The sequence below is a fragment of the Pseudonocardia bannensis genome (assembly GCF_012911875.1).
Taxonomy (GTDB): domain Bacteria; phylum Actinomycetota; class Actinomycetes; order Mycobacteriales; family Pseudonocardiaceae; genus Pseudonocardia; species Pseudonocardia bannensis.
In genome coordinates, this window is sequence record NZ_JAAXKZ010000003.1 from 55182 (window position 1) to 77012 (window position 21831).

The window sequence follows — 21831 nt, forward strand, 5'->3', positions numbered from 1 at the left end:
ACGCAGGCCGGGTGCCGGGCGGATCACGCCTCCCGGCCTCGCGGAAGCGTCGCCGTGCTCTCGGGTGACCAGCCGAGCCGACGCGAGACCGCCTCGCCTGCCTCGACCAGCGCGCGGGCGTGCCGGCGACGCGGCACGGCGCCGAACCGGGCCACGGGCGCGCCGATGCTCAGCGCGGCGACGACGTCGCCGCGGATGTCCCGGATCGGGGCCGCGATCGACGCCACCCCGACCTCGCGCTCGTTGATCGCCTCCGCCCAGCCCCGGGCCCGCACGGTGACGAGCTCGTCGCGCAGCACGGCCGGGTCGGTGATCGTGTGCGGTGTGAGGCGGGTCAGGGCACCGCGGGCGAGGTAGGCCTCCCGCTCGGCGTCGGAACGGTGGGCCAGCAGCACCTTGCCCGAGCTGGTGCAGTGTGCGGGCACGCGGCGTCCGGTCTCGGTGAACAGCCGCAGTGAGTGCGCGCTCTCCAACCGGTCGACGTAGACGACCTCGTCACCGTCGAGGACACCGACCTGAGAGGACTCCCCGGTCTGCTCGCGCAGGTGGGCCAGCACCGGTCCGGCCGCGGCGTGCAGGTCCAGGTGCACCTTCACCGCCTCGCCCAGCTCGAACATGACGATGCCGAGCCGGTAGCCGCCGGTGCGAGCGTCCTGTTCCACCAGCCCCTCGGCGACCAGTGTCGACAGCAGCCGGTGCACGTTGGACTTCCCCAGCCCGAGCCGGCGCGCGAGCTCGGAGACGCCCAGCGACTCCTCGCGGGTGAGGAACGCCTTGAGCAGCCGGGCCGCGTTGCGGACGGTGGACAGCGTCGCGTCGGTCATCGCGGCCGCTCCGCAGGCGGTCGCGGGGTCCAGTCCCGGCGCCCGCCGAGCGATGCGAGCAGCGCCTTGCGGACCGCGTCGGGGTCGGGATCGGGGGAGTCGGCGAGGGCGGCGACGGCCTCGTCGCGCGGCGCGATCGCCCGCGCCAGCAGCGCTTGGGCGCGGGGCAGCCCGGCCGTCGCGGCGCCGACCAGTTCGTCGACGAGCCGTTCGCGACCGCGGACCCGGCTGCGGATGGTGTCGAAGTCCCGCGCCGCCGACGAGTGCCCGCTGGCCAGCCCGGACCCGACGTGTCCGGCGTGGTGCGGCGTCAGCCCCGAGCCCGGCTGGGCGACGACGTGGTAGATCACGGTGCTCAGCCCGAGCGCGTGTTTGACCTCGCCGTATCCCGGTGCCACCGACTCGTCGATCAGGCCGAGCGCGGGCACCACGACCGGGTCGTAGAAGCGCAGCGTCCAGCTCAGCCCGGGCAGCTCGCCGGTGAGCTCGACCTCCTGGCCCCGCAGCGGGCCGAGGTCCTCGCGGGTGGCGAGCAGGTGCAGGTTGCGCACCCCCACCGCGGCGACCCGCACCGCGGCGCCGGTGGCGAGCAGCGGCATCCGGCCGCGCACCGCCGGCGGGAAGGTGTCGGCCTGCGCGACGTACGCGCGGTGCAGTGCGGTCACGTAGTTCGCGACGGCTGCGCGCATGCCCTCGGGCCCCGGCGGGCCGGACGGCTCGCGTGTGTCCTGCGGTTCGGGCATCGGCGCCCTCCTGCCGTTCTGATATCTGGAACAGCCGCTCTTCCTTCCGGAACGCTAGGCGGGTTAGCGTCGCAGCGTCAAGGCGCACGTCACACCATCACCTCTTGCGCGCCCGCACCCGACACGACATCTGCCACGCGACACCGGGAGCTGATTGCCGTGGGGATTCTCCGGCTGGCCCACATCGACGTCCGAACACCGGACCTCGACCTCGCCACCGCCTACTACACCGAGGTCATGGGCCTGCAGACGGTGCAGCGGAGCGAGGACACCGTCTACTTCAAGTGCTGGGACGAGGAGGACCATCACTCGCTGCGCATGCGGTACCACCCGCGTACGGGCATGGACTCCTTCACCTTCCGCGTCGAGGCCGAGGACGACCTGCACGAGTTCGAGAAGAAGGTCGAGGCCTACGGCTGCCCGACGACACGGGTGTCGAAGGGCGAGGCCGTCGGCCAGGGCGAGTCGATCCGCTTCGAGGTCCCCTCCGGCCAGATCATGGAGCTGGTCTGGGACATCGAGAAGACCGGCAACATGCTCGGCAAGCGCAACCCGTCACCGGTGCCCCCGCCGGACCTGCCCGGCATCGCCCCGCCCCGGATGGACCACATGCTGGTCAACGCCGAGGAGGTCGCCGAGTCGGCGAAGTTCTTCATCGACGTGCTCGGTATGCGGATGACCGAGCAGGTGCTCGACGGCAACGGCCACCAGCTCGGTGTCTGGCTCGCCGGCCGCACGAACTCCCCGCACGACATCGCGATCGTCAACGGGCCGAACGGCGCGCTGCACCACTGGGCGTACTGGCTCGACGACTGGGACCACATCCGCAAGGCCGCGGACACACTCGCCTACAACGGCGTCCAGATCGACCAGGGCCCGACCCGCCACGGGGTGACCCGGGGCAACACCATCTACTTCTTCGACCCGCTGGGCATCCGCAACGAGGTCTTCACCGGCGGCTACTGGGTGGACCCGGACACCGAGATCATCACCTGGACCGAGGACAACTTCGGCAAGGGCCTCTTCTACTACGAGAACGTCGTCAGCCAGCGCTTCCTGCGGATGCACACGTGAGACCTGCTTGCAGGGTCGAACCATCAGCGCTGAGACCTGCTTGCAGGGTCGAACCATCAGCGCTGAGACCTGCTTGCAGGGTCGAACCATCAGCGCTGAGACCTGCTTGCAGGGTCGAACCATCAACACTGTGAAGGGACACCCCGTAATGCCGGATCGGATCCTGCGGCTGCAACACGTCGAGGTGCGCGTCCCCGACCTCGAGCTGTGCACCGCCTACTACACCGAGGTCCTGGGCCTCATCGAGACCGCGCGCGACGTCAAGGACGGCGTCGACCGGGTGTTCCTCAAGTGCTGGGACGAGCGCGAGCACCACTCGGTCATCCTGCGCGAGGCCCCCACCTACGGCCTGGACCACATGTCGTTCAAAGTCGCCGCGGCCACCGACCTCGACTACTTCACCGACAAGCTCGAGGCCGCCGGGGTCGCGGTCAAGCGCTACGCCGCCCGTGAGCTGGGCCCGGGCTGGGGCGAGGCGATCCGTTTCGACTCGCCGTCCGGTCACCTCGTCGAGCTGGTTCACGGCATGGAGCGGGTCGGCAACATGCTGCCGATGACCAACCCGCCGCCCCGTCCGCAGGACCTGGTCGGCATCGCGCCGCCCCGGCTGGACCACGTGTTCGTGATGGCCGAGGACGTCGAGGAGTTCACCCGGTTCTTCACCGAGCTCCTGGAGTTCCGGCTCACCGAGCAGATCCTGGCCAACGACGGCCACCAGCTCGCGACGTTCCTCGAGCACAGCCACACCCCGCACGACATCGCCGTCATCACCGGCCCGAACGGCGGGCTGCACCACTTCGCGTTCTGGATGGACGACTGGAACGGTATCCGGGACGCGGCCGACACGCTGGCCTACCACGGCGTGACGATCGACGTCGCGCCCACCCGGCACGGCGTCACCCGCGGCTACACGACCTACTTCTTCGACCCGGTCGGCAACCGCAACGAGCTGTTCACCGGCGGGTACTGGGTGGACCCGGACTTCGAGCCGATTACCTGGACCGAGGAGGAGATGGGACGCGCCATCTTCTACTACCACCGCCAGGTCAACGAGCGTTTCTTCACGGTGCACTCGTGAGCCCCGCCGACGTCCTTCTTCCCGCGGAGGCGCAGTCATGACAGCCACCGAGCGCCCCGACGCGCGCAAGATCGACCGCTACGAGGCACCCAACTACCTGGCCCGCTACCGGGAACGGCAGGGGAACCGGGCGAACGGGTCCGCGACCGGCAACGGCGCCGTCGCGGACCCCGAGGCCCCGGCCACCAAGGCGGACTCCACGCCGCTGTACCTGCGCCGGTTCCGGGAACGTGCCGCGACCGCCGCGCCGCCGGCGCCGCGCGTCGAGTACGGCGGTGCGACCTTCACCCCCGAGCTGGCCGAGGCCACCCGGGGCAAGGAGATCGCGGCGCCGATGGAGCGCCGGGCGTCCGAGAAGATCATCTGCGAGATCTCGATCATTCGGCACGGCATCACCCAGGGTTACTCGACCGACGCCGGGCTGACCCCGATGGGCGGCTGGCAGGCGCACCGCCGCGGTCACGAGCTGGCCCGGCGCTGGGACTCCGGGGACAAGGTCCGGCTGGTCTGTGCGGACACCAACCGGGCCCGGCAGACCGCCGAGCAGATCTACCGCGGTGCGACCGACGGTCTGCAGATGTGGGGCCACGACGTCGAGCTGTCCGAGCCCGAGCCGATCCCCGAGCTGCGCAACTTCGGCGTCTGGACCCCGGACGGCCTGCGCGACGTGACCTCGGCGTTCCGGCAGTACCAGTCGACGATGGAGAAGCTGGAGCGGATGGCGGCCGGCGACCGGCCGCGCTGGCTCGTCGAGATCGACCGGTTCTACCGCACCCAGCTGGGCGGTGCCGACCCGATCGAGATGTGGCTGACCATCCCGCTGATGTACTTCGAGCCGCCCGCGCTGTGCGTGCGCCGGTTCTGGCGCGGGTTCCACCGGCTCATCGCCGAGTCCCCGGATCACCGCCGTATCGTCGCGGCCACGCACTCCGGGCCGATGCGGGCGTTCGCCACCTGGGCGCACGGATACGACCCGGGCGAGCCCCTGAACACCGAGGAGATCCGGGTGAAGCTGCGCGAGGGTGGCCAGACCGCCTTCGTCTCGTACCGCAACCGGGTCACCGAGGTGAACGTGCCGCCGCCGGACGAGTTCCCGGCCTGGGAGTCATGAGGCGACCATGAGCTTGACGATCGACGATCTCAACGGGGCGATCCTCGATCCCGCGCGTCTCGCCCCGGACGTTCCGGCGCTGGTGCCGGACCGTCCGGGGCAGAGGCCGGACAGCGGGGTCGATCCCGACGCCGGCTCCGATGCCGGGGACGGCCCCCTGCGGTCGGTCTCGATCGCCATGGCGGTGCTCGACTGCTTCGGCACCGAGACCGAGCTGGGCGCGACCAAGGTGGCACAGCGGCTCGGGGTCGCGAAGAGCACCGCCTGCCGGATGCTCGCCGCGCTGGCCTCCGGCGGTCTCCTCGAACGCAGCCGGTCCGGTCGCTACCGGCTCGGCCTGCGGCTGTTCGAGATGGGGCAGCTCGCGGTCGACCGGCTGATGCTGCGCGAGCTGGCGCTGCCGGTCCTCGGCGAGCTGCGCGAGGTGCTGCGCGAGACCGTGCAGCTGGCCGTGCCGATGGGTGCGGACGTGCTGTTCGTCGACCGGCTCGACGGGTCGACCGCCGGCACCCGGTTCCACACCGAGCTCTACCGGCGCGGACCGGGCCACTCGTCCAGCGCGGGCAAGGCCATTGCCGCGTACAACCCGGCGATGGAGCGGGCGATCCTGGAACGCGGGTTCGTCCGGCGCACCCCCTTCACCATCGTCGACCCGGCGCGCTACCGGCAGGTGCTCCGCCAGGTCCGCACCGACGGCTACGCCGCGTCCCGGGAGGAGTACGAGCTCGGGACGTCCTCGGTCGGCGCGCCGATCGTGCTCACCCGGGGTGAGCGCCGTATCGCCGTGGCCGCGATCTCCGTGGTCGGGGCGACGCCGCGGGTCCTGGGGGCGCGGAAGGTCGCCGTGGTGCAGAGTGTCCGTCGGGCCGCCGCCACGGTCTCGGCGACGCTGGAGCGGTCCTAGGAGTAGTGCCTGTCCGTGCGCGGTGGGTGGGTCTCACTGACCGGTGGGGCACCACCCACCACACACGACCCCCACCACCACGTGAGGCATCGATGACGCTGCAGGACGACCGAACCGATCCCGTCGATTTCGACCTCGGGGACCGCTATCGCGCCGGTGCCGGTCCGGTGCTGCTGACCGGCGTGCAGGCGATCGCGCGGATGCTCGTCGAGCAGCACGCGGCCGATGCCGCCGCGGGGCTGCGTACGGCGTCGTTCGTCTCCGGCTACCAGGGCAGCCCGCTGGGCGGGCTGGACAAGACGCTGGCCGCCGCCCCCGAGCTTGTCGAGGCCGCCGGGCTGAGGTTCGTCCCCGGCGTCAACGAGGAGCTCGCCGCGACCGCGATCTGGGGTAGCCAGGTCGAGGTGCCCGGGCACGGGCGGACCGTCGACGGCGCCGTGGGGGTCTGGTACGGCAAGGGCCCGGGCGTCGACCGGGCCGGCGACCCGATGCGGCACGGCAACATGTGCGGGGCGCACCCGGCAGGCGGTGTGCTGGTCCTGGCCGGTGACGACCCGAGCTGCAAGTCCTCGACGATCCCGTGCATCAGCGAGCGGACGCTGGCCGGCTACGGGCTGCCGGTGCTCTACCCGGGCAGCGCCGAGGAGATCGTCCGGCTGGGCCGCTACGGCGTCGCCCTGTCCCGGGCGTCCGGCATGTGGGTCGGCATGAAGATCACCGCCGACGTCGCCGACGGCGTCTACACCGTCGACGGCGACTGCGGCGAGGTGGACATCACCGTCCCGGAGCTCGAGTGGGAGGGTCGGCCGTTCGAGTACCGGCAGATCCCGATGCTCGTCCCGCCGGCCTCGCTGGAGGCCGAGGCCCAGATGTACGGGCCGCGGTGGGCGATGGTGCGGGCGTTCCTGGCCGCGAACCCGATCAACACCGTCGAGGTCGACGCGCCCGACGCGTGGCTGGGCATCGTCGCCGGCGGCAAGGCGTTCACCGACGTCCGGCAGGCGCTGCGCGACCTGGGCCTGGACGACGACGGGCTGCGCCGGGCGGGCATCAAGCTGCTGCGCCTGGGCATGATCCACCCCATCGAGCGGGACCTGCTGCGCGAGTTCGCCGCGGGACTGGACACAGTGCTGGTCGTGGAGGAGAAGTCCCCGTTCGTCGAGGCGGGCGTGCGGGACGTGCTGTACGGATTGGCGGACGCGCCGGCGGTCATCGGCTCGGCCGACGCCCAGGGCGCCCCGCTGGTCCCGGTGGCCGGTGAACTCACCGCCGGGCTGCTCGCCGGGCCGCTGCGCCGGGTGCTGCGCGGCCGCGTCGACCTGGAGCCCGTTCGCCGCGAGCCCCCGAAGCTGGAGCTGCTGCCCGTCGCGCGCACGCCGTACTTCTGCTCGGGGTGCCCGCACAACCGATCCACCGTCGTCCCCGAGGGCGCCGTCGCCGGTGGGGGGATCGGTTGCCATGCGATGGTCGCACTCACCCACCGGCCGTCCAGCGAGGTCTCCTCGATCACGCAGATGGGTGGCGAGGGCGCGCAGTGGATCGGCCAGGCGCCGTTCACCGAGGCCGGGCACATGTACCAGAACATGGGTGACGGCACGTTCGCCCACTCCGGGCAGCTCGCCGTGCAGGCCTGTATCGCCGCCGGGGTGTCGATCACCTACAAGCTGCTCTACAACCGGGCCGTCGCCATGACCGGCGGCCAGGACGCCGAGGCCGGCCTCGAGGTCCCCGAGCTGACCCGCAAGCTGCTGGCCGAGGGCGTCGCGAAGATCATCGTGTGCGCCGACGAGCCCGAGCGCTACCGGCAGCTGAGTCCGCTGCCGTCCGGGGTGACACTGTGGCACCGCGACCGTGTCGACGAGGCGCAGAAGGTGCTGGGGGAGACGAAGGGCGTCACCGTGCTGGTCTACGACCAGCGCTGCGCCGCCGAGTCCCGGCGGCTGCGCAAGCGCGGCACGCTGCCGATCCGGCCCACCCGGGTGGTGATCAACGAGGCGGTCTGCGAGGGCTGTGGCGACTGCGGTGTGAAGAGCAACTGCCTGTCCGTGCAACCGACCGAGACCGAGTTCGGCCGCAAGACCCGGATCGACCAGACCTCCTGCAACACCGACTACAGCTGCCTCGACGGCGACTGCCCGTCGTTCGTCACGGTGCAGGTCCCGGCAGGCGCGAAGTCCCCGGCGCGTCCGGCCGCGGAGCGCCCCGAGCCGCCGGGCGTTCCCGACGTGCCGCGTCCGGTGTTCACCGGCACCCGAGACATCTTCCTCGCCGGCATCGGCGGCACCGGCATCGTCACCGTCAACCAGGTGCTCGGATCGGCGGCGGTCCGCGACGGCCTGGCCGTGCACGGCGTGGACCAGACCGGGCTGTCGCAGAAGGCCGGCCCGGTGGTGTCGCACCTGCGCGTCGCCGCCGACGAGGCCACGCTCGGCCCGGCCAACCGGGTCGGCACCGGGCAGGCCGGCTGTTACCTGGCCTTCGACGTTCTCGTCGGTTCCGACGCCAAGAACCTCGGCTACGCCTCGCCGGACCACACCGTCGCCGTGGTGTCGACCAGCCCGATCCCGACCGGGGCCATGGTGCGCGACGCATCGGTCGGCGGCCCCGACGCGGGTGCGCTGGTCGAGCGCATCCGAGGGGTGAGCCGCGAGGTCCTCGAGATCGACGCGCAGGCCGCCGCCCAGGCGCTGTTCGGCGACACCATGCCGGCCAACCTGCTGCTCGTCGGTGCGGCGTACCAGGCCGGAGCACTGCCGCTGTCCGCCGACGCGATCGAGTGGGCCATCGAGCTCAACGGCGTCGCCGTCGCGGCGAACACCGCGGCCTTCCGCTGGGGCCGGGCGGCCGTGGCCGATCCCGAGGCCTTCGCGGCGGCCACACAGCGGCGGGCGGCCCCGGCCGCGTTGGCGCCCGCGCTGCCGGCGGGCGTCGACCTCGGCGAGCTGGCGGGGGAGACGCGGCGGCTGGTGGAGATCCGGGCGGCACAGCTCGTGGGGTTCCAGAACGAGCGCACCGCGCGGGCCTACGTCACGGATGTGCTGGCGGTCTGGCGGGCCGAACGCCGCGTCGGTGACGAGACCGCGTTCAGCGAGGCGGTCGCCCGTGGTCTGCACAAGCTCACCGCCTACAAGGACGAGTACGAGGTGGCCCGGCTGCTGACCGATCCGGCCTTCGAGGCGAAGCTGGCCGTGGAGGTGCCGGGCGGGGTGAAGATGCGTTACCGGCTGCACCCGCCGGTGCTCCGTTCGATGGGCCGCGACAAGAAGATCGCGTTCGGGCCGTGGATGCGTCCGGTGCTCAAGACCCTCGCCCGCGGCAAGGCCCTGCGGGGGACCCCGCTGGACCCGTTCGGTCGTACGGAGGTCCGCCGGCTGGAGCGGGCGCTGCGCGACGAGTACCGGACCATGGTGGTGCGGCTGGCCTCCGGCCTGACGGCCGGGAACTACCCGACGGCGGTGGCGGCGGCCGAGGCCGCCGACCTGATCCGTGGCTACGAGGACGTCAAGCTCGCGGGCGTCGCGCGCTATCGCGCCCGGCTCGCCGAGCTCGGCATCGGTTAGGGGCGGCACCCAGCAGGAGCTCCACCTTCGGGCCCCTCGATCTCGATCAACCTTTCCTGCACGTTCGTCGTGCATCGATCAAGGAATGCTGCGGTGACCGGTTACCGTTCGTGACCACAACGACTCTGGGCAACATTCTGACTACACAGCGCTGACGATGGTGGTGGAACGGCACCCCTGATGCGGTGGACGGGGTGTGGCCTGTACCGGCGTGTCGCGGCGACACGCTGACAAAGCCGCTCGTCTCTTCACCTGGTCCAGTGACCTGTCCCAAGGCTCACGGAGGGTGGCTGCCGCGGACTCGGTCGCTAACGTCGCGGCAGATCGCATAACGGCTCGGTCACGAACCGGACTCAGGTCGGACCCCCGATCGACCTGCCCGCTCCCCGTCGGGACGTCCAACCGAGCCGAGGTCTGAAAGGAACAACGTGTCACGGCACCGCTCCCCCAGTGGCCGTAGCGCGTACCAGGGGCCCCCGCCGTCGACGGAGTCGGCGGCGGGGGCCGGTGGCGCGCACCGGTCCCCGGCCACACTGGCCGCACTACTGCCCACCTCGCTGTCCGCCCGTGTGGTGGCCACCGTCGTCGCCGGCGGCACACTCGCCACCACGGGTGCCGCCGTCACCGGCGCGCTGCCCTCGGTGCAGGACGGCACGAACGTCCTGCGCCTCGGCCTCGAGCAGAGCAGCGACACGACGACCGCCGCCGCCCAGAGCGCCGGCGCCGACGCCGATGCTGTGGTCACCGGCGCCGACGTCGCCCAGCTCGCCGCGCTGCCCCCCATCGGGGCCGAAGCGCTGGCGCCGGGCGCCACCCCTGCGGACGCGCCGAGCGCCGCCGCTGCGCAGGCGCCGCGGACGATCACCGCGGACAGCCTGATCAAGGCGGCGGACCTGCCCCAGCAGGCCGCCGACGTGGCAGGGAAGGCCACCGCCGCCGCGAAGGCCGTGGAGGCCGCTCGCGCGGCCGAGGCGGCCAAGGCTGCTCAGGCATCGCAGGCCGCGCAGACCAGCTCGGGAGCCGTCGTCGTCCCGGTGGCCGCGCGCAGTGGCGTGCAGATGGTCGTCGGCCGGATCAGCTCCGGTTTCGGCGCGCGCGGTGGCGCCCAGCACATGGGCTTGGACATCGCCGCACCGATCGGGACCCCGATCCGCGTGCCGATGAACGGCAGCGTGATCAGCTCCGGCCCGGCCAGCGGCTTCGGTCTCTGGGTGCGGGTCAAGCACGACGACGGCACCATCACCACCTACGGCCACATCAACAGGTCGTTGGTCAAGGTCGGTCAGCGGGTCACCGCCGGCCAGCAGATCGCCGAGGTCGGCAACCGCGGCCAGTCCACGGGTCCGCACCTGCACCTCGAGGTCACGACGCCGGGCGGGCAGAAGATCAACCCGAAGCCGTGGCTGGACTCGAAGGGTATCCGCGTCAGCTGACCGCCGAACGCCTCCAGCGCGCGGGACCTGCCGGTCACCGGCAGCGTGGGGTGGCCGAGCACGGTGTCCACGAGGTGGTCGACGGTCCCACCGCAGCCGATGATCGCCTGCCCACTGCGGACCAGGTCGGTGTCGGTGCGGAGGTCGTGCACGCCGAACGGCGTGTCGTCCCCGGTCGGCACCAGCAGCTCGGGGATCCCGTAGGAGTCCCCGACGACCGCGCCGCGGGAAGCTCGCGGTAGCGCGGTAGCAAGACCTCCTCGGGCACAGCCGTCGTGGCCGGCTCGGCCTCGGCCGCCCGCAACAGGTGCTCTCCGGCACCGTGTGGATGCCGATGGGTTCCAACCCGTGCCGTTCCAGGGCCGGCCCGCCGAACGCGTGATGTGTGGCGAGCCGGCCCTGGTCCATGCTCGTCTTGGCGAGTGCGGGAAGCCGATCACGCCGATCACATCGCCCACCGCACGGATGGGCTCGGCCTCGTCGCTGCCGCCGCCGGGCTCGGTCGGCCGGTGGGGAGCTCGTGACGGTCCCGCGCTGGGTCACCGTCCGTCTCGGCGACTCCTCGCCGAGACGGACGGTGACGGCCGGGTCGCGCAGACCCGCCCGTCGTGTAGCGGCGTTCGGCCACCGCCACACCCATGCCCGGCTCGGCCGCGGTGCTCGCGGCCCGCCGGCCGCCCCGAGCCCGGTCCGATGACCAGCGGGTCCTGCTCGTACACCGACCGCCCCCCGGCCGTCCGGGGCGCGGCCTTGCCGGTCAGCGTCCCGCCCGGCGCTCGGCAAGCCGGGCACGTTAGCAATCGGGGACGACATGTCGCGGCGGCATCCGAGACTGCGTCCACAGCCGGGCGGATCGGAGCCGCGCGGGCGGCTGCGGGCGACGGTTGTCCACAGGCCGCGCCCGTGGCCTCGCCCCGCCCACCGCCGATCCGCACGCTCTGGGGCATGGCATCTCGCGGAACCCCTGATCCCTCGTCCACCCGGCCCGTCGCCGGCCCGCTGACCGCCCGCGTGCGCGATCCCGGTGAGCTGGTGGCCGTCGTGCCCGTGCTGCTCGGCTTCCATCCGCGCGACTCGCTGGTGGTGATCGGGACCGGGGGCACCTCCGGTCGCCGGGTCGGGCTGACCCTGCGGGTCGACCTGCCCCCGCCGGACGACGCTGCGCTGGTGTGCCGGGCCGCGGCCGACAGCATCCTCGCGGGCGAGCCCCGCGGCGCCGCGGTGATCGTGCTGGGCGGCGGACCGGGCGGGGGGCCGGGCCTCCCGAGATCCGATGTCGCTGCTGCCATGAGCGCGGCGATCGCCGGAGTCGGGGTCGGGGTGCATTCGGCTGTCTGGGCGCGCGATACCTCGGAGGGCGCCCCGTGGGCGTGTTACGACGCCTGTGGGTGCACCGGATCGCTGCCCGATCCGGCGTGCACCCCGGTGGCCGCGGCGGCGGTCTCCGCCGGCCAGGTGATCTACCCCGACCGGTCGGAGCTGACGCGGCAGGTCGCGCCGGCCGATCCGCAGCGGCTGCGGCGGCGCGACGCCCTGCTCGACCGGGCGCTCGACGCCGCGCTCGAGGACGCCGACCCGGGCGCGCTGCCGGGTCCGGATCAGCCGGCAGCGCATGTGACCGCGCTGGAGCGCGCTCTCGAGGCCACGGCGGCCGGCCGGCTCGTGGTGGACGACGACATGGTCCTCGCGCTGACCGCGGCGTTGCGCGTGCCGGCCGTCCGGGACCTCGCCCTGGCGGGGTGCGACGGCCCGCGAGCGGCGGCGGCCGAGCAACTGTGGGCGGCGCTGACCCGCGAGACTCCGGATCCCGAGGCCGCCGAGCCGGCCACCCTGCTGGCGGTGGCCGCGCTGCTACGGGGCGACGGCGCGCTGGCCAACGTCGCGCTCGACCGGGCCCAGCAGGCCTGGCCCGGGCATCGGTTCAGCGAGATGCTCGGGGAGGCCGTCGCCAGGGGGCTTGGTCCGGAGCAGCTGCGCTGCTGGCTGCGCGAGGGCGCCGCCCCCGGGCCTGCGGGGTTCACACGACTGGCCCGGGGCCGGCAGGCCGCGCGACGGCGGGCGGTGTCGGCGCGGCGGCGAGGGGCGAGATGATCTCGGTGCCGGGATCAGACCGGCAGCCGGTCCTGGGTGAACCGCCAGGCGTCACCGACGATCGTCGCCAGTTCGGTCCGTTCCGGCCGCCAGCCCAGCTCGGACCGAGCCCGCTCACTGGAGGCGACCAGCACCGCCGGATCGCCGGCCCGGCGGGGCGCGGTGACCGCGGGGATCGGGTGACCGGTCACCGCACGGCACGCCTCGATGACCTCGTGGACCGTGAAGCCCTGGCCGCTGCCGAGGTTGTAGACGGCGTGCCGGCCGGGCTCGGCGTGGGAGAGCGCGAGCTGGTGGGCGTCGGCGAGGTCATCGACGTGGATGTAGTCGCGGATGCAGGTGCCGTCCGGGGTGTCCCAGTCGTCGCCGAACACCTGTACCGAGTCCCGCTGCCCGGAGGCGACCTGCAGCACGATCGGGATGAGGTGGGTCTCCACTGCATGCCGCTCGCCGAAGCGGTCGTGCGCCCCGGCCACGTTGAAGTAGCGCAGGCTGACCGCCGCGAGGCCGTGGGCGGCGGCGTAGGAGCTGATCATATGGTCGATGGCCAGCTTGCTCGCGCCGTACGGGTTCGTCGGACGAGTGGGGGCGTCCTCGGTGATCGGGATCTGCTCGGGCTCGCCGTAGGTGGCGGCGGTGGAGGAGAACACCAGGCGTGGTGTGCCGTGGGCCCGCATCGCCTCGAGCAGCCGCAGCGAGGCGACCACGTTGCCGTTCCAGTACAGCTCGGGGCGCTGTACCGACTCGCCGACGAGGGAGCGCGCGGCGAAGTGCAGCACGCCGTCGAAGCCCTCGGCGAGCAGTGTGCCGGCGGCCTCGGCGAGGTCGCCCTCCACGAATCGGCAGCCGTCGGGCACGGCATCGCGATGCCCGGTCGAGAGGTCGTCGAGCACGACGACCTCGTGCCCGGCCTCCGTCAGGTGTGCCGCGCACACGCTGCCGACGTACCCTGCCCCGCCTGTGACGAGCAGCTTCACGTGCTCCTCCTCGCGCGGCGTCTTCGCGATCCGCCACGTGTCGGTGATTCAGCACCCGAACGCTCTCACGCGGCGCCCCGAGCGTCGTGGTGGGGGAGCTGTCGTCATCGCTCAGGGCCGAGCGAGCGGGATTCCGCGCCTGCTGCGCCGAGCCCGACGGAGGCTTCGTTGCTCTCCCGTCGGACCCCGGAGGGCGGCAGCGGTGACGGGCCCGATGCGGCCTCGCGGCGGCTCCGGCCGGATGAGCGCTCGCGCCGGCGGCGACCGGGCCGGCGCGGTCTAGCGGGCGCGGACCAGCACGGCGTGCGCGATGAGCGGGGCGACGGTCGCCTCGGCCCCATCGGCGCTCACCGGCACCGGGTCGCCGAAGCGGGGAATGGCGCGCACCTCGACATCACGGCCGGGCACGATGCCGGCGCCCTTCAGCTCGGCCATCAGCTCCGCGTCGACCTGCACGTGCTCGGCGATCCGACGCACCTCGACCGTGCCACCGCCGCGGCGGGCGAACTCGTCCAGGCGCTGCAGGCCGACCTCGAGGGTCGGCGGTGCGGAGACCGCGGTGCCCGTGGCACCGGCTGCGCTCGGGCTCGTCCTGAGCTCGTTGAGCCCCGGGATCGGGTTGCCGTAGGGGGAGATCGTCGGGTTGTCGAGCAGCTCCACGAGCTTGCGCTCCACGGCGTCGCTCATGACGTGCTCCCAGCGGCACGCCTCGGCGTGCACCAGCTCCCACTCCAGGCCGATCACGTCGATCAGCAGCCGCTCGGCGAGGCGGTGCTTGCGCATCACCGCGACAGCACGGGAGCGCCCGGCGTCGGTCAGCTCGAGGTGCCGGTCGCCGGCGACGACGACCAGACCGTCGCGCTCCATACGCGCTACGGTCTGGCTCACGGTGGGACCACTCTGCCCGAGGCGTTCGGCGATGCGGGCGCGCAGCGGGACGACGCCTTCTTCCTCGAGTTCGTAGATGGTCCGGAGGTACATCTCGGTAGTATCGATGAGCTCGTTCACGGCCGGCCCCTTCGGTCTCGTTCCAGTCTAGCCGTGCAACGCCCCGGCCACCGATCAGCATCCCAGGGCAGGATGGCGGCGTGCCTGCTTTGCTCACACCCACTGACCTGGCCCTCGAGCTCACCGGACCGGATCCCGGCCGCCGCCCCGTCGTGCTGGACGTGCGCTGGCGCCTGGGAGGTCCGCCCGGACGGGCCGATCACGCCCAAGGCCACGTGCCCGGTGCGGTCTACGTCGACCTGGACACCGAGCTGGCCGGTCCGCCCGGCCCCGAGGGTCGCCACCCACTGCCGACGCCGGAGCAGCTGCAGGCGATGCTGCGACGCGCCGGCGTCTCCGGAGACTCGCGGGTGGTGGCCTACGACGACGGTAACGGATCGGTCGCCGCCCGTGCCTGGTGGCTGCTGCGCTGGGCCGGGCTCCCGCCCGAGCAGGTTGCGGTGCTCGACGGCGGCTACGCGGCCTGGGTGGCCGAGGGGCACCCCGTATCCGACTCCCCGGTCGAACCCACTCCCGGTGACGTCGTCGTGCGCCCCGGTTCCATGCCGGTCCTGGACGCCGACGCCGCGGCCGGGCTGGCCCGCACCGGTGTGCTGCTCGACGCCCGGGCCGGTGCCCGCTACCGCGGGGAGACCGAACCCGTCGATCCCCGGGCCGGCCACATCCCCGGCGCCCGCAACGCTCCGGCCACCGACAACGCCGGGCCGGACGGCCGCTGGCTCGGACCCGCGGAGCTGGCGGCGCGGTTCGGCGAGCTGGGGGTCGGCGGGGAGGTCCCCGTCGGGGCCTACTGCGGATCGGGGGTCAACGCGGCCGCGCTCGTCCTGGCCCTGGAGTACGCGGGTCTCACCCCGGTCGAGCGGCCGGCCGCGCTGTACGTCGGCTCCTGGTCGAACTGGAGTGCCGACCCGGCCCGTCCGGCGGCCACCGGAGCGCAGCCCTGACGGGCCCTGGCTGCCATTCACCGGACGGGAACAGGACGTGCGGCGCCCGATCCCTTACGGTCGGCGGTCATGAGTCCCAGCACGGCAGTCGTCTGGACCCCGGACTTCCTGAGCTACCAGCTCTCGGACGACCATCCGCTCAATCCCGTGCGGCTCGATCTCACGATGCGCCTGGCCGGGGAACTGGGCGTGCTCGACGAGATCAAGACGCTCGTGCCGGACCCGGCCTCGGACGATGAGCTGATGCGGGTCCACGCCCCCTCGTACCTGACGGCGGTCAAGTCGGCCCCCGAGGTCCCGTTCGGGGTCGGCCACGGGCTGGGCACCGAGGACAACCCGATCTTCTTCGGGATGCACGAGGCCAGCGCCCTGGTCGCCGGGGGCTCGCTGCTGGCGGCGCAGACCATCGCCGAGGGCCGGGCCGACCGCGCGGTCAACATCGCCGGTGGGTTGCACCACGCGATGCGCGACCGGGCCGCGGGCTTCTGCGTCTACAACGACTGCTCGGTGGCGATCGCCTGGCTGCTCGCCCAGGGCTACGAGCGCATCGCCTACGTCGACGTCGACGTGCACCACGGTGACGGGGTGCAGGCTTCCTTCTACGACGACCCGCGGGTGCTCACGATCTCCGTGCACCAGCACCCGCTGACGCTGTGGCCGGGCACGGGTTGGCCGGGGGAGTACGGTTCGGGCGACGGCGCGGGATATGCGGTGAACGTGCCGCTGCCCCCGGGCACCGGGGACGCGGGCTGGCTGCGGGCCTTCCACGCGGTCGTGCCGTCGCTGCTGGACTCGTTCCGGCCGCAGGTCCTGGTGACCGAGTGTGGCGCCGACACCCACTCCGAGGACCCGTTGGCCAACCTCGAGCTCTCGATCGACGGTCAGCGCGAGATCTACCGGACGCTGCGCGACCTCGCCGAGCGCACGGCCGGTGGAAAGTGGCTGGCGCTCGGCGGCGGCGGGTACTCGCTGTTCCGGGTCGTGCCGCGGTCGTGGACCCACCTGCTGGCGACCGTCCTCGACCGTGACGTCGCGCCCGAGCGGCCGCTGCCTGCAGACTGGGTGGCCCACACCGCGAAGCTGACCGGGCAGCCCCTGCCGGTCGCGATGACGGACGGGCAGGCCGTGTCCTACGAGCCGTGGACCGAGGGTGCCGACCGGGTCGACATCGCTGTCCTCGACGTCCGGCGTGCGGTGTTCCCCCTGCACGGCCTCGACCCCGACGACCCACGGGACTGAAGGAGTCCATCCGATGGAGCGGCCCCCCGCCCCGAGCGCGACCCCGACGGACGGCGTGCCGGACCAGGCGCCCCCCGCCCTGGCGACCCCCGGCTACCCGCGGCACTGGGAGGCCGACGTCGTGGCCTCCGACGGCGGCATCGTGCACCTGCGCCCGATCCTGCCCAGCGACGCCGACGCCCTGCTGGACTTCCACCAGCGGCTCTCCGACCGCACCCGCTACCTGCGCTACTTCGGGCCCTACCCCCGCATCCCCCCGCGAGACCTGGAGCGATTCACCAACGTCGACCACTGCAATCGGGTCGCGCTCATCGGGCTGCTCGGCGACGAGATCATCGCCGTCGGCCGCTACGAGGGACTGAACGGCCAGGGCGACGGGCAGGGCGGCACCGGCGGCAACGGGACAGCCGGAGACGCGGTCAAGGAGTCGGCCGAGGTCGCGTTCGTGGTGCGCGACGACCACCAGGGTCGCGGCCTGGGCTCGATATTGCTCGAGCACCTCGCGGCCGCGGCACGGGAGAAGGGGCTGCGCCGCTTCGAGGCTGAGGTCCTGGTGGAGAACCACCAGATGGTGCGGGTCTTCCGCGAGGCGGGATACCAGGTCAGCCGCGCATTCGCCGACGGCGTGCTGCACCTGGAGTTCGACATCGACCTCACGGAGCGGTCCCTCGCGGTGCGCGACTCCCGGGAGCAGGCGGCCGAGGCGCGCAGCGTCCACAACCTGCTGCACCCGAGCTCGGTCGCGGTCATCGGCGCGTCCACCGACCCGTCCAAGATCGGGCACGCGGTGCTTGCCAACCTGTTGCGCGGCAACTTCACCGGCCCGGTCTTCCCCGTCAACTCCGGAGGCAGCGGGGCCCGCTCGGTACGCGGCGTCCGGGCCTACGCCTCGGTCCTCGACATCCCCGACGAGGTCGACCTCGCCGTCGTCGCGGTGCCTGCCGCGGGGATCGACGAGGTGATGGACTCCTGCCTCGCCAAGGGCGTCAAGGCGTTGATCGTGATCAGCTCCGGGTTCGCCGACGCCGGCTCGGACGGGTCCGGGGCCGAGCGGCGGATGGTCGAGGCGGCCCGCGCGCACGGCATGCGCGTGGTCGGGCCCAACGCGCTGGGGGTGGCCAACACCGCCGCCGACGTCCGGCTCAACGCGACGCTGGCCCCGCATCTGCCCGGCGCCGGGCGGGTGGGCTTCTTCTCCCAGTCCGGGGCGCTGGGCACCGCGCTGCTGGCCGCGGCCACGGAGCGCGGACTGGGCCTGTCGACGTTCGTCTCTGCGGGCAACCGGGCCGACGTGTCCGGCAACGACCTGCTGCAGTACTGGCAGACCGACCAGGACACCGACGTCGTCCTGCTGTACCTGGAGAGCTTCGGCAACCCGCGCAAGTTCGGCCGGCTGGCGCGGCGGCTGGCGCGGCGCAAGCCCATCGTCGCGGTGAAGAGCGGTCGGCACGCCGACCCGCGGCGCAGGCTCGCGAGCGCGGTGTCGATCGACGATGCGAGCGTGCAGGCACTGTTCGAGCAGTCCGGGGTGATCCGGGTCGGCACGGTGCCGCAGATGTTCGACACGGCGCTGCTGCTGGCCTACCAGCCGCTGCCGGCCGGCCCGCGGGTCGCGGTCGTGGGCAACTCGACGGCGCTCGGCGTGCTCGTCACCGACGGCCTGCTCGACGAGGGCCTGGAACTGGCCGGGGACCCGGTCGACGTGGGGGCCGGTGCCACACCCGAGGAGTTCGCGGCCGCGGTGGAGCGTGCCGTGTCCTCCGAGGACACCGATGCCCTGGTCGCGGTGTTCGTCCCGCCGGTGGCGACGCCCGGTACGGCCTACGCCCGCGCGCTTCGGGAGGCGGTGGCGGGCTCGAAGAAGCCGGTCGTCAGCACGTTCCTCGCCGTCGAGGGGGTGCCCGACGAGCTGGCCGTGCCGCGGCCCGACGGGACGCCCGGGCCCGGTTCGGTACCCAGCTACCCGAGCCCCGAGCGGGCGGTCGCGGCGCTCAGCCGGGTGGTGCGCTACGCACGCTGGCGCGCCACACCGGTCGGGGAGTTCATCACGCCGGAGGGCACCGACACCGAGCGGGCCCGCGAGCTCGTCGCCCGCTTCTGCACCGACCAGACCCACGCCCTGTCCGACGAGGACGCGGTGGCTCTGCTGGAGTGCTACGGCATCGAGGTGACGCCGTTCCGGCGCGTGTCCGGTGCCGACGCGGCGGTGGCTGCCGCGAACGAACTGGGCTATCCGGTGGCGCTCAAGGCGGTCGGGGAGCGCTGGCGGCACCGCACCGACCTGGTCGGGGTCCGGCTCGATCTGGGGGCGCCGCCCGCGGTGGCCCGCGCGCACGGGGCGCTGGCCGCGATCACCGGCTCGGACGAGGTGTACGTGCAGAGGATGGCGCCGAAGGGGCTGTCGTGCGTGCTCGAGGTGGTCGAGGACCCGTCGTTCGGCTCGTTGCTGTCGTTCGGGCTCTCCGGCATCGCGACCGAACTGCTCGGGGACCGCGCCTACCGGGTGGTCCCGGTCTCGACGACCGACGCCTCGTCGCTGGTCCGCGCCCCCCGGGCGGCGCCGCTGCTGTCGGGGTATCGCGGCGGCGAGCCGGCGCGGCTCGACGCGCTCGAGGACCTCGTGCTGCGCGTCGGGAAGATCGCCGAGGAGTTGCCCGAGGTGCGGTCGCTGGCGCTGGACCCGGTGCTGGCATCGGCCGAGGGCGCGTTCGTCACCGGCGCCCGCGTCGTGCTCGGCCCACCGCCCACCCGTGACGACTTCGGTCCGCGCAGGCTGCGCTGACCGCGCTGCTGACCGCGCTGCTGACCGCGCTGCTGACCGCGCTGCTGACCGCGCTGCTGACCGCGCTGCTGACCGCGCTGCTGACCGCGCTGCTGACCGCGCTGCTGACCGCGCTGCTGACCGCGCTGCTGACCGCGCTGACCGCGCTGACCGCGCCGTTGGAGGGGCCGGGCGCTCGTGGCCGACGACGAGCGCCCGCCGATGGGCCGAAAGGCACCCGTGAGGCTCCCGTCGCGGCACGACGGGAGCCCCACGAGCGCCGGCCCCGGCCGATCACCGGCGGAACGACACCTGCAGCGTCGGCCGGCTGGTCTCGGCGAAGAAGTCGTTGCCCTTGTCGTCGACCACGACGAACGCCGGGAAGTCCTCCACCTCGATCTTCCAGACCGCTTCCATGCCCAGCTCCGGGTACTCCAGGACTTCCACCTTGCGGATGCAGTCCTGGGCGAGCCGCGCGGCCGGCCCGCCGATCGAACCCAGGTAGAACCCGCCGTTCGCGGCGCACGACTCGGTCACCTGCTTCGACCGGTTGCCCTTCGCCAGCATGACCAGCGACCCGCCGGCGGCCTGGAACTGCGCGACGTAGGAATCCATCCGTCCGGCGGTGGTGGGCCCGAACGACCCCGACGCGTAGCCCTCCGGGGTCTTGGCCGGGCCGGCGTAGTAGACGGGGTGGTCGCGCAGGTAGTCGGGCATGCCCTCGCCGGCCTCCAACCGTTCGGCGATCTTGGCGTGCGCGATGTCGCGGGCCACCACGAGCGGGCCGGTCAGCGAGACGCGGGTCTTCACGGGCAGCTGCGAGAGCTGCGCGCGGATCTCCGACATCGGCCGGTTGAGGTCGACGCGCACGACGTCGGCGGAGGAGTCGAGATCCGACTCCAGCTGCTCCGACGTGACGTCCGGCAGGAACCGCGCCGGGTCGCGCTCGAGCTGCTCCAGGAACACGCCCTCGGGCGTGATCTTCGCGCGGGCCTGCCGGTCGGCCGAGCAGGACACCGCGATCCCGACGGGTAGCGACGCACCGTGCCGGGGCAGCCGGATCACCCGCACGTCGTGGCAGAAGTACTTGCCGCCGAACTGCGCGCCGATTCCGAACTGCCGGGTCAGCTCCAGGACCTGCTGCTCGAGGTCACGGTCACGGAACGCGTGCCCGAGTTCCGAGCCCGAGGTCGGCAGGGTGTCGAGGTAGCGCGCGGATGCCAGCTTGGCCGCCTTGAGCGTGAACTCCGCCGACATCCCGCCGACGACGATCGCGAGGTGGTACGGCGGGCACGCCGCGGTGCCCAGCGAGCGCAGCTTCTCGTCCAGGAACGCCGCGAGCCGCTTGGGGTTCAGCAGCGCCTTGGTCTCCTGGTAGAGGAAGGTCTTGTTGGCCGAGCCGCCGCCCTTGGCCAGGACCAGGAACTCGTACTTCGGGGTCTGCCCGGGGGCGGAGTACAGCTCCACCTGTGCCGGCAGGTTCGTGCCGGTGTTCTTCTCGTCCCAGAACGACACCGGCGCCATCTGCGAGTAGCGCAGGTTCAGCTCGTCATAGGCCTGGAAGATGCCGCGGGAGATCGCGCGCTCGTCATCGCCGCCGGTCAGCACGGTCTCGGTGCGCTTGCCGATGACGATCGCGGTGCCGGTGTCCTGGCACATCGGCAGCACCCCGCCCGCCGACACGCAGGCGTTGCGCAGCAGGTCGGTGGCCACGAAGCGGTCGTTCGGGGATGCCTCCGGGTCGTCCACGATCGAGCGCAGCTGGGCCAGGTGCGACGGACGCAGCAGGTGCTGGATGTCCTTGACCGCCTCCCGCACCAGTCCGGTGATGGTGTCGGGGTCGATCTCGAGGAAGGTCCGGCCGGCCGCTTCGACGACCTTGCCGGGCTGCAGGTCGAGCTCGCGGTACTCGGTCTCGTCGGGGCCGAGCGGGAGTACGTCGGTGTGGTGGAACTCGGGCATGCCCGGAAACGTACCCCGAGGGTGCCTGCTGGTCGGGAGGTCGGACCGGCCCCCGGCCGGTCCGACCTCCCGGGGATGGCTCCGTCCGGGTCCGGGTCCGGGTCCGGGTCCGGGTCCGGGTC

General features: G+C 72.8%; 15 protein-coding genes. 10 read left to right on the forward strand and 5 right to left on the reverse strand.

All coding sequences use genetic code 11. The features are described 5' to 3' along the window. Positions 1-23: 23 nt before the first annotated feature. Both HF519_RS01640 and HF519_RS01645 read right to left on the reverse strand, forming a co-directional pair. The gene (locus HF519_RS01640; RefSeq protein ID WP_169409810.1) at positions 24-824 is read right to left on the reverse strand and encodes an IclR family transcriptional regulator; all 801 of its coding nucleotides are present in this window, start codon (positions 822-824) and stop codon (positions 24-26) included. After that, a complete protein-coding gene (locus tag HF519_RS01645; RefSeq protein WP_169409811.1) occupies positions 821-1567 on the reverse strand; it encodes a hypothetical protein in 747 nt (248 codons plus the stop codon). The genes HF519_RS01640 and HF519_RS01645 overlap by 4 nt, the downstream gene beginning before the upstream one ends. Positions 1568-1726: 159 nt before the next feature. Between HF519_RS01645 and HF519_RS01650 the strand changes: the two genes are divergently transcribed. The 7 genes from HF519_RS01650 to HF519_RS01680 all read left to right on the forward strand — a co-directional run bounded on the left by HF519_RS01650 (position 1727) and on the right by HF519_RS01680 (position 12818). Beyond that, the gene (locus HF519_RS01650; RefSeq protein ID WP_169409812.1) at positions 1727-2641 is read left to right on the forward strand and encodes a catechol 2,3-dioxygenase; all 915 of its coding nucleotides are present in this window, start codon (positions 1727-1729) and stop codon (positions 2639-2641) included. Between the two features lie 148 nt (positions 2642-2789). After that, entirely contained in the window at positions 2790-3719 is a 930-nt protein-coding gene (locus HF519_RS01655; RefSeq protein WP_169409813.1) for a catechol 2,3-dioxygenase, read from the forward strand. 37 nt (positions 3720-3756) lie between these two features. Then, positions 3757-4830, forward strand: coding sequence for a histidine phosphatase family protein (locus HF519_RS01660; RefSeq protein ID WP_169409814.1), 1074 nt, complete (start codon positions 3757-3759; stop codon positions 4828-4830). Between the two features lie 7 nt (positions 4831-4837). Next, positions 4838-5734: an IclR family transcriptional regulator gene (locus HF519_RS01665; protein ID WP_169409815.1), complete on the forward strand. Its 897-nt coding sequence runs from the start codon at positions 4838-4840 to the stop codon at positions 5732-5734. Between the two features lie 92 nt (positions 5735-5826). Continuing rightward, on the forward strand, positions 5827-9294 hold the full coding sequence (locus HF519_RS01670; RefSeq protein WP_169409816.1) for an indolepyruvate ferredoxin oxidoreductase family protein: 3468 nt from the start codon (positions 5827-5829) through the stop codon (positions 9292-9294). A 428-nt stretch (positions 9295-9722) separates the two neighbouring features. Further along, positions 9723-10727, forward strand: a complete 1005-nt coding sequence (locus HF519_RS30820; RefSeq protein ID WP_312859835.1) for a M23 family metallopeptidase — start codon at positions 9723-9725, stop codon at positions 10725-10727. Positions 10728-11672: 945 nt separating this feature from the next. Further along, the gene (locus HF519_RS01680) at positions 11673-12818 is read left to right on the forward strand and encodes a DUF4192 domain-containing protein (RefSeq protein ID WP_169409817.1); all 1146 of its coding nucleotides are present in this window, start codon (positions 11673-11675) and stop codon (positions 12816-12818) included. Between the two features lie 14 nt (positions 12819-12832). Here HF519_RS01680 and galE read toward each other — a convergent pair whose 3' ends face one another. Next, positions 12833-13795, reverse strand: coding sequence for a UDP-glucose 4-epimerase GalE (galE, locus tag HF519_RS01685; protein ID WP_169409818.1), 963 nt, complete (start codon positions 13793-13795; stop codon positions 12833-12835). A gap of 279 nt (positions 13796-14074) precedes the next feature. Then, on the reverse strand, positions 14075-14803 hold the full coding sequence (locus HF519_RS01690; protein WP_169409819.1) for an iron-dependent transcriptional repressor DtxR: 729 nt from the start codon (positions 14801-14803) through the stop codon (positions 14075-14077). Between the two features lie 80 nt (positions 14804-14883). Here HF519_RS01690 and HF519_RS01695 point away from each other — a divergent pair, with 80 nt between their 5' ends. The 3 genes from HF519_RS01695 to HF519_RS01705 all read left to right on the forward strand — a co-directional run bounded on the left by HF519_RS01695 (position 14884) and on the right by HF519_RS01705 (position 19768). Next, complete coding sequence (locus tag HF519_RS01695) at positions 14884-15747, forward strand: sulfurtransferase (protein WP_169409820.1); 864 nt, start codon at positions 14884-14886, stop codon at positions 15745-15747. Positions 15748-15816: 69 nt separating this feature from the next. Then, positions 15817-16986 (forward strand): acetoin utilization protein AcuC, encoded by a 1170-nt coding sequence (locus HF519_RS01700; RefSeq protein WP_169409821.1) that lies wholly within the window; start codon positions 15817-15819, stop codon positions 16984-16986. A 13-nt stretch (positions 16987-16999) separates the two neighbouring features. After that, positions 17000-19768 carry a bifunctional acetate--CoA ligase family protein/GNAT family N-acetyltransferase gene (locus HF519_RS01705; protein ID WP_169409822.1) on the forward strand — a complete coding sequence of 923 codons (2769 nt, stop codon included), beginning with the start codon at positions 17000-17002 and terminating at the stop codon, positions 19766-19768. A gap of 273 nt (positions 19769-20041) precedes the next feature. Here the strand turns inward: HF519_RS01705 and HF519_RS01710 are convergent, their stop codons facing one another. After that, positions 20042-21709, reverse strand: a complete 1668-nt coding sequence (locus HF519_RS01710) for a fumarate hydratase (protein ID WP_169409823.1) — start codon at positions 21707-21709, stop codon at positions 20042-20044. Between the last annotated feature and the right edge of the window lie 122 nt (positions 21710-21831).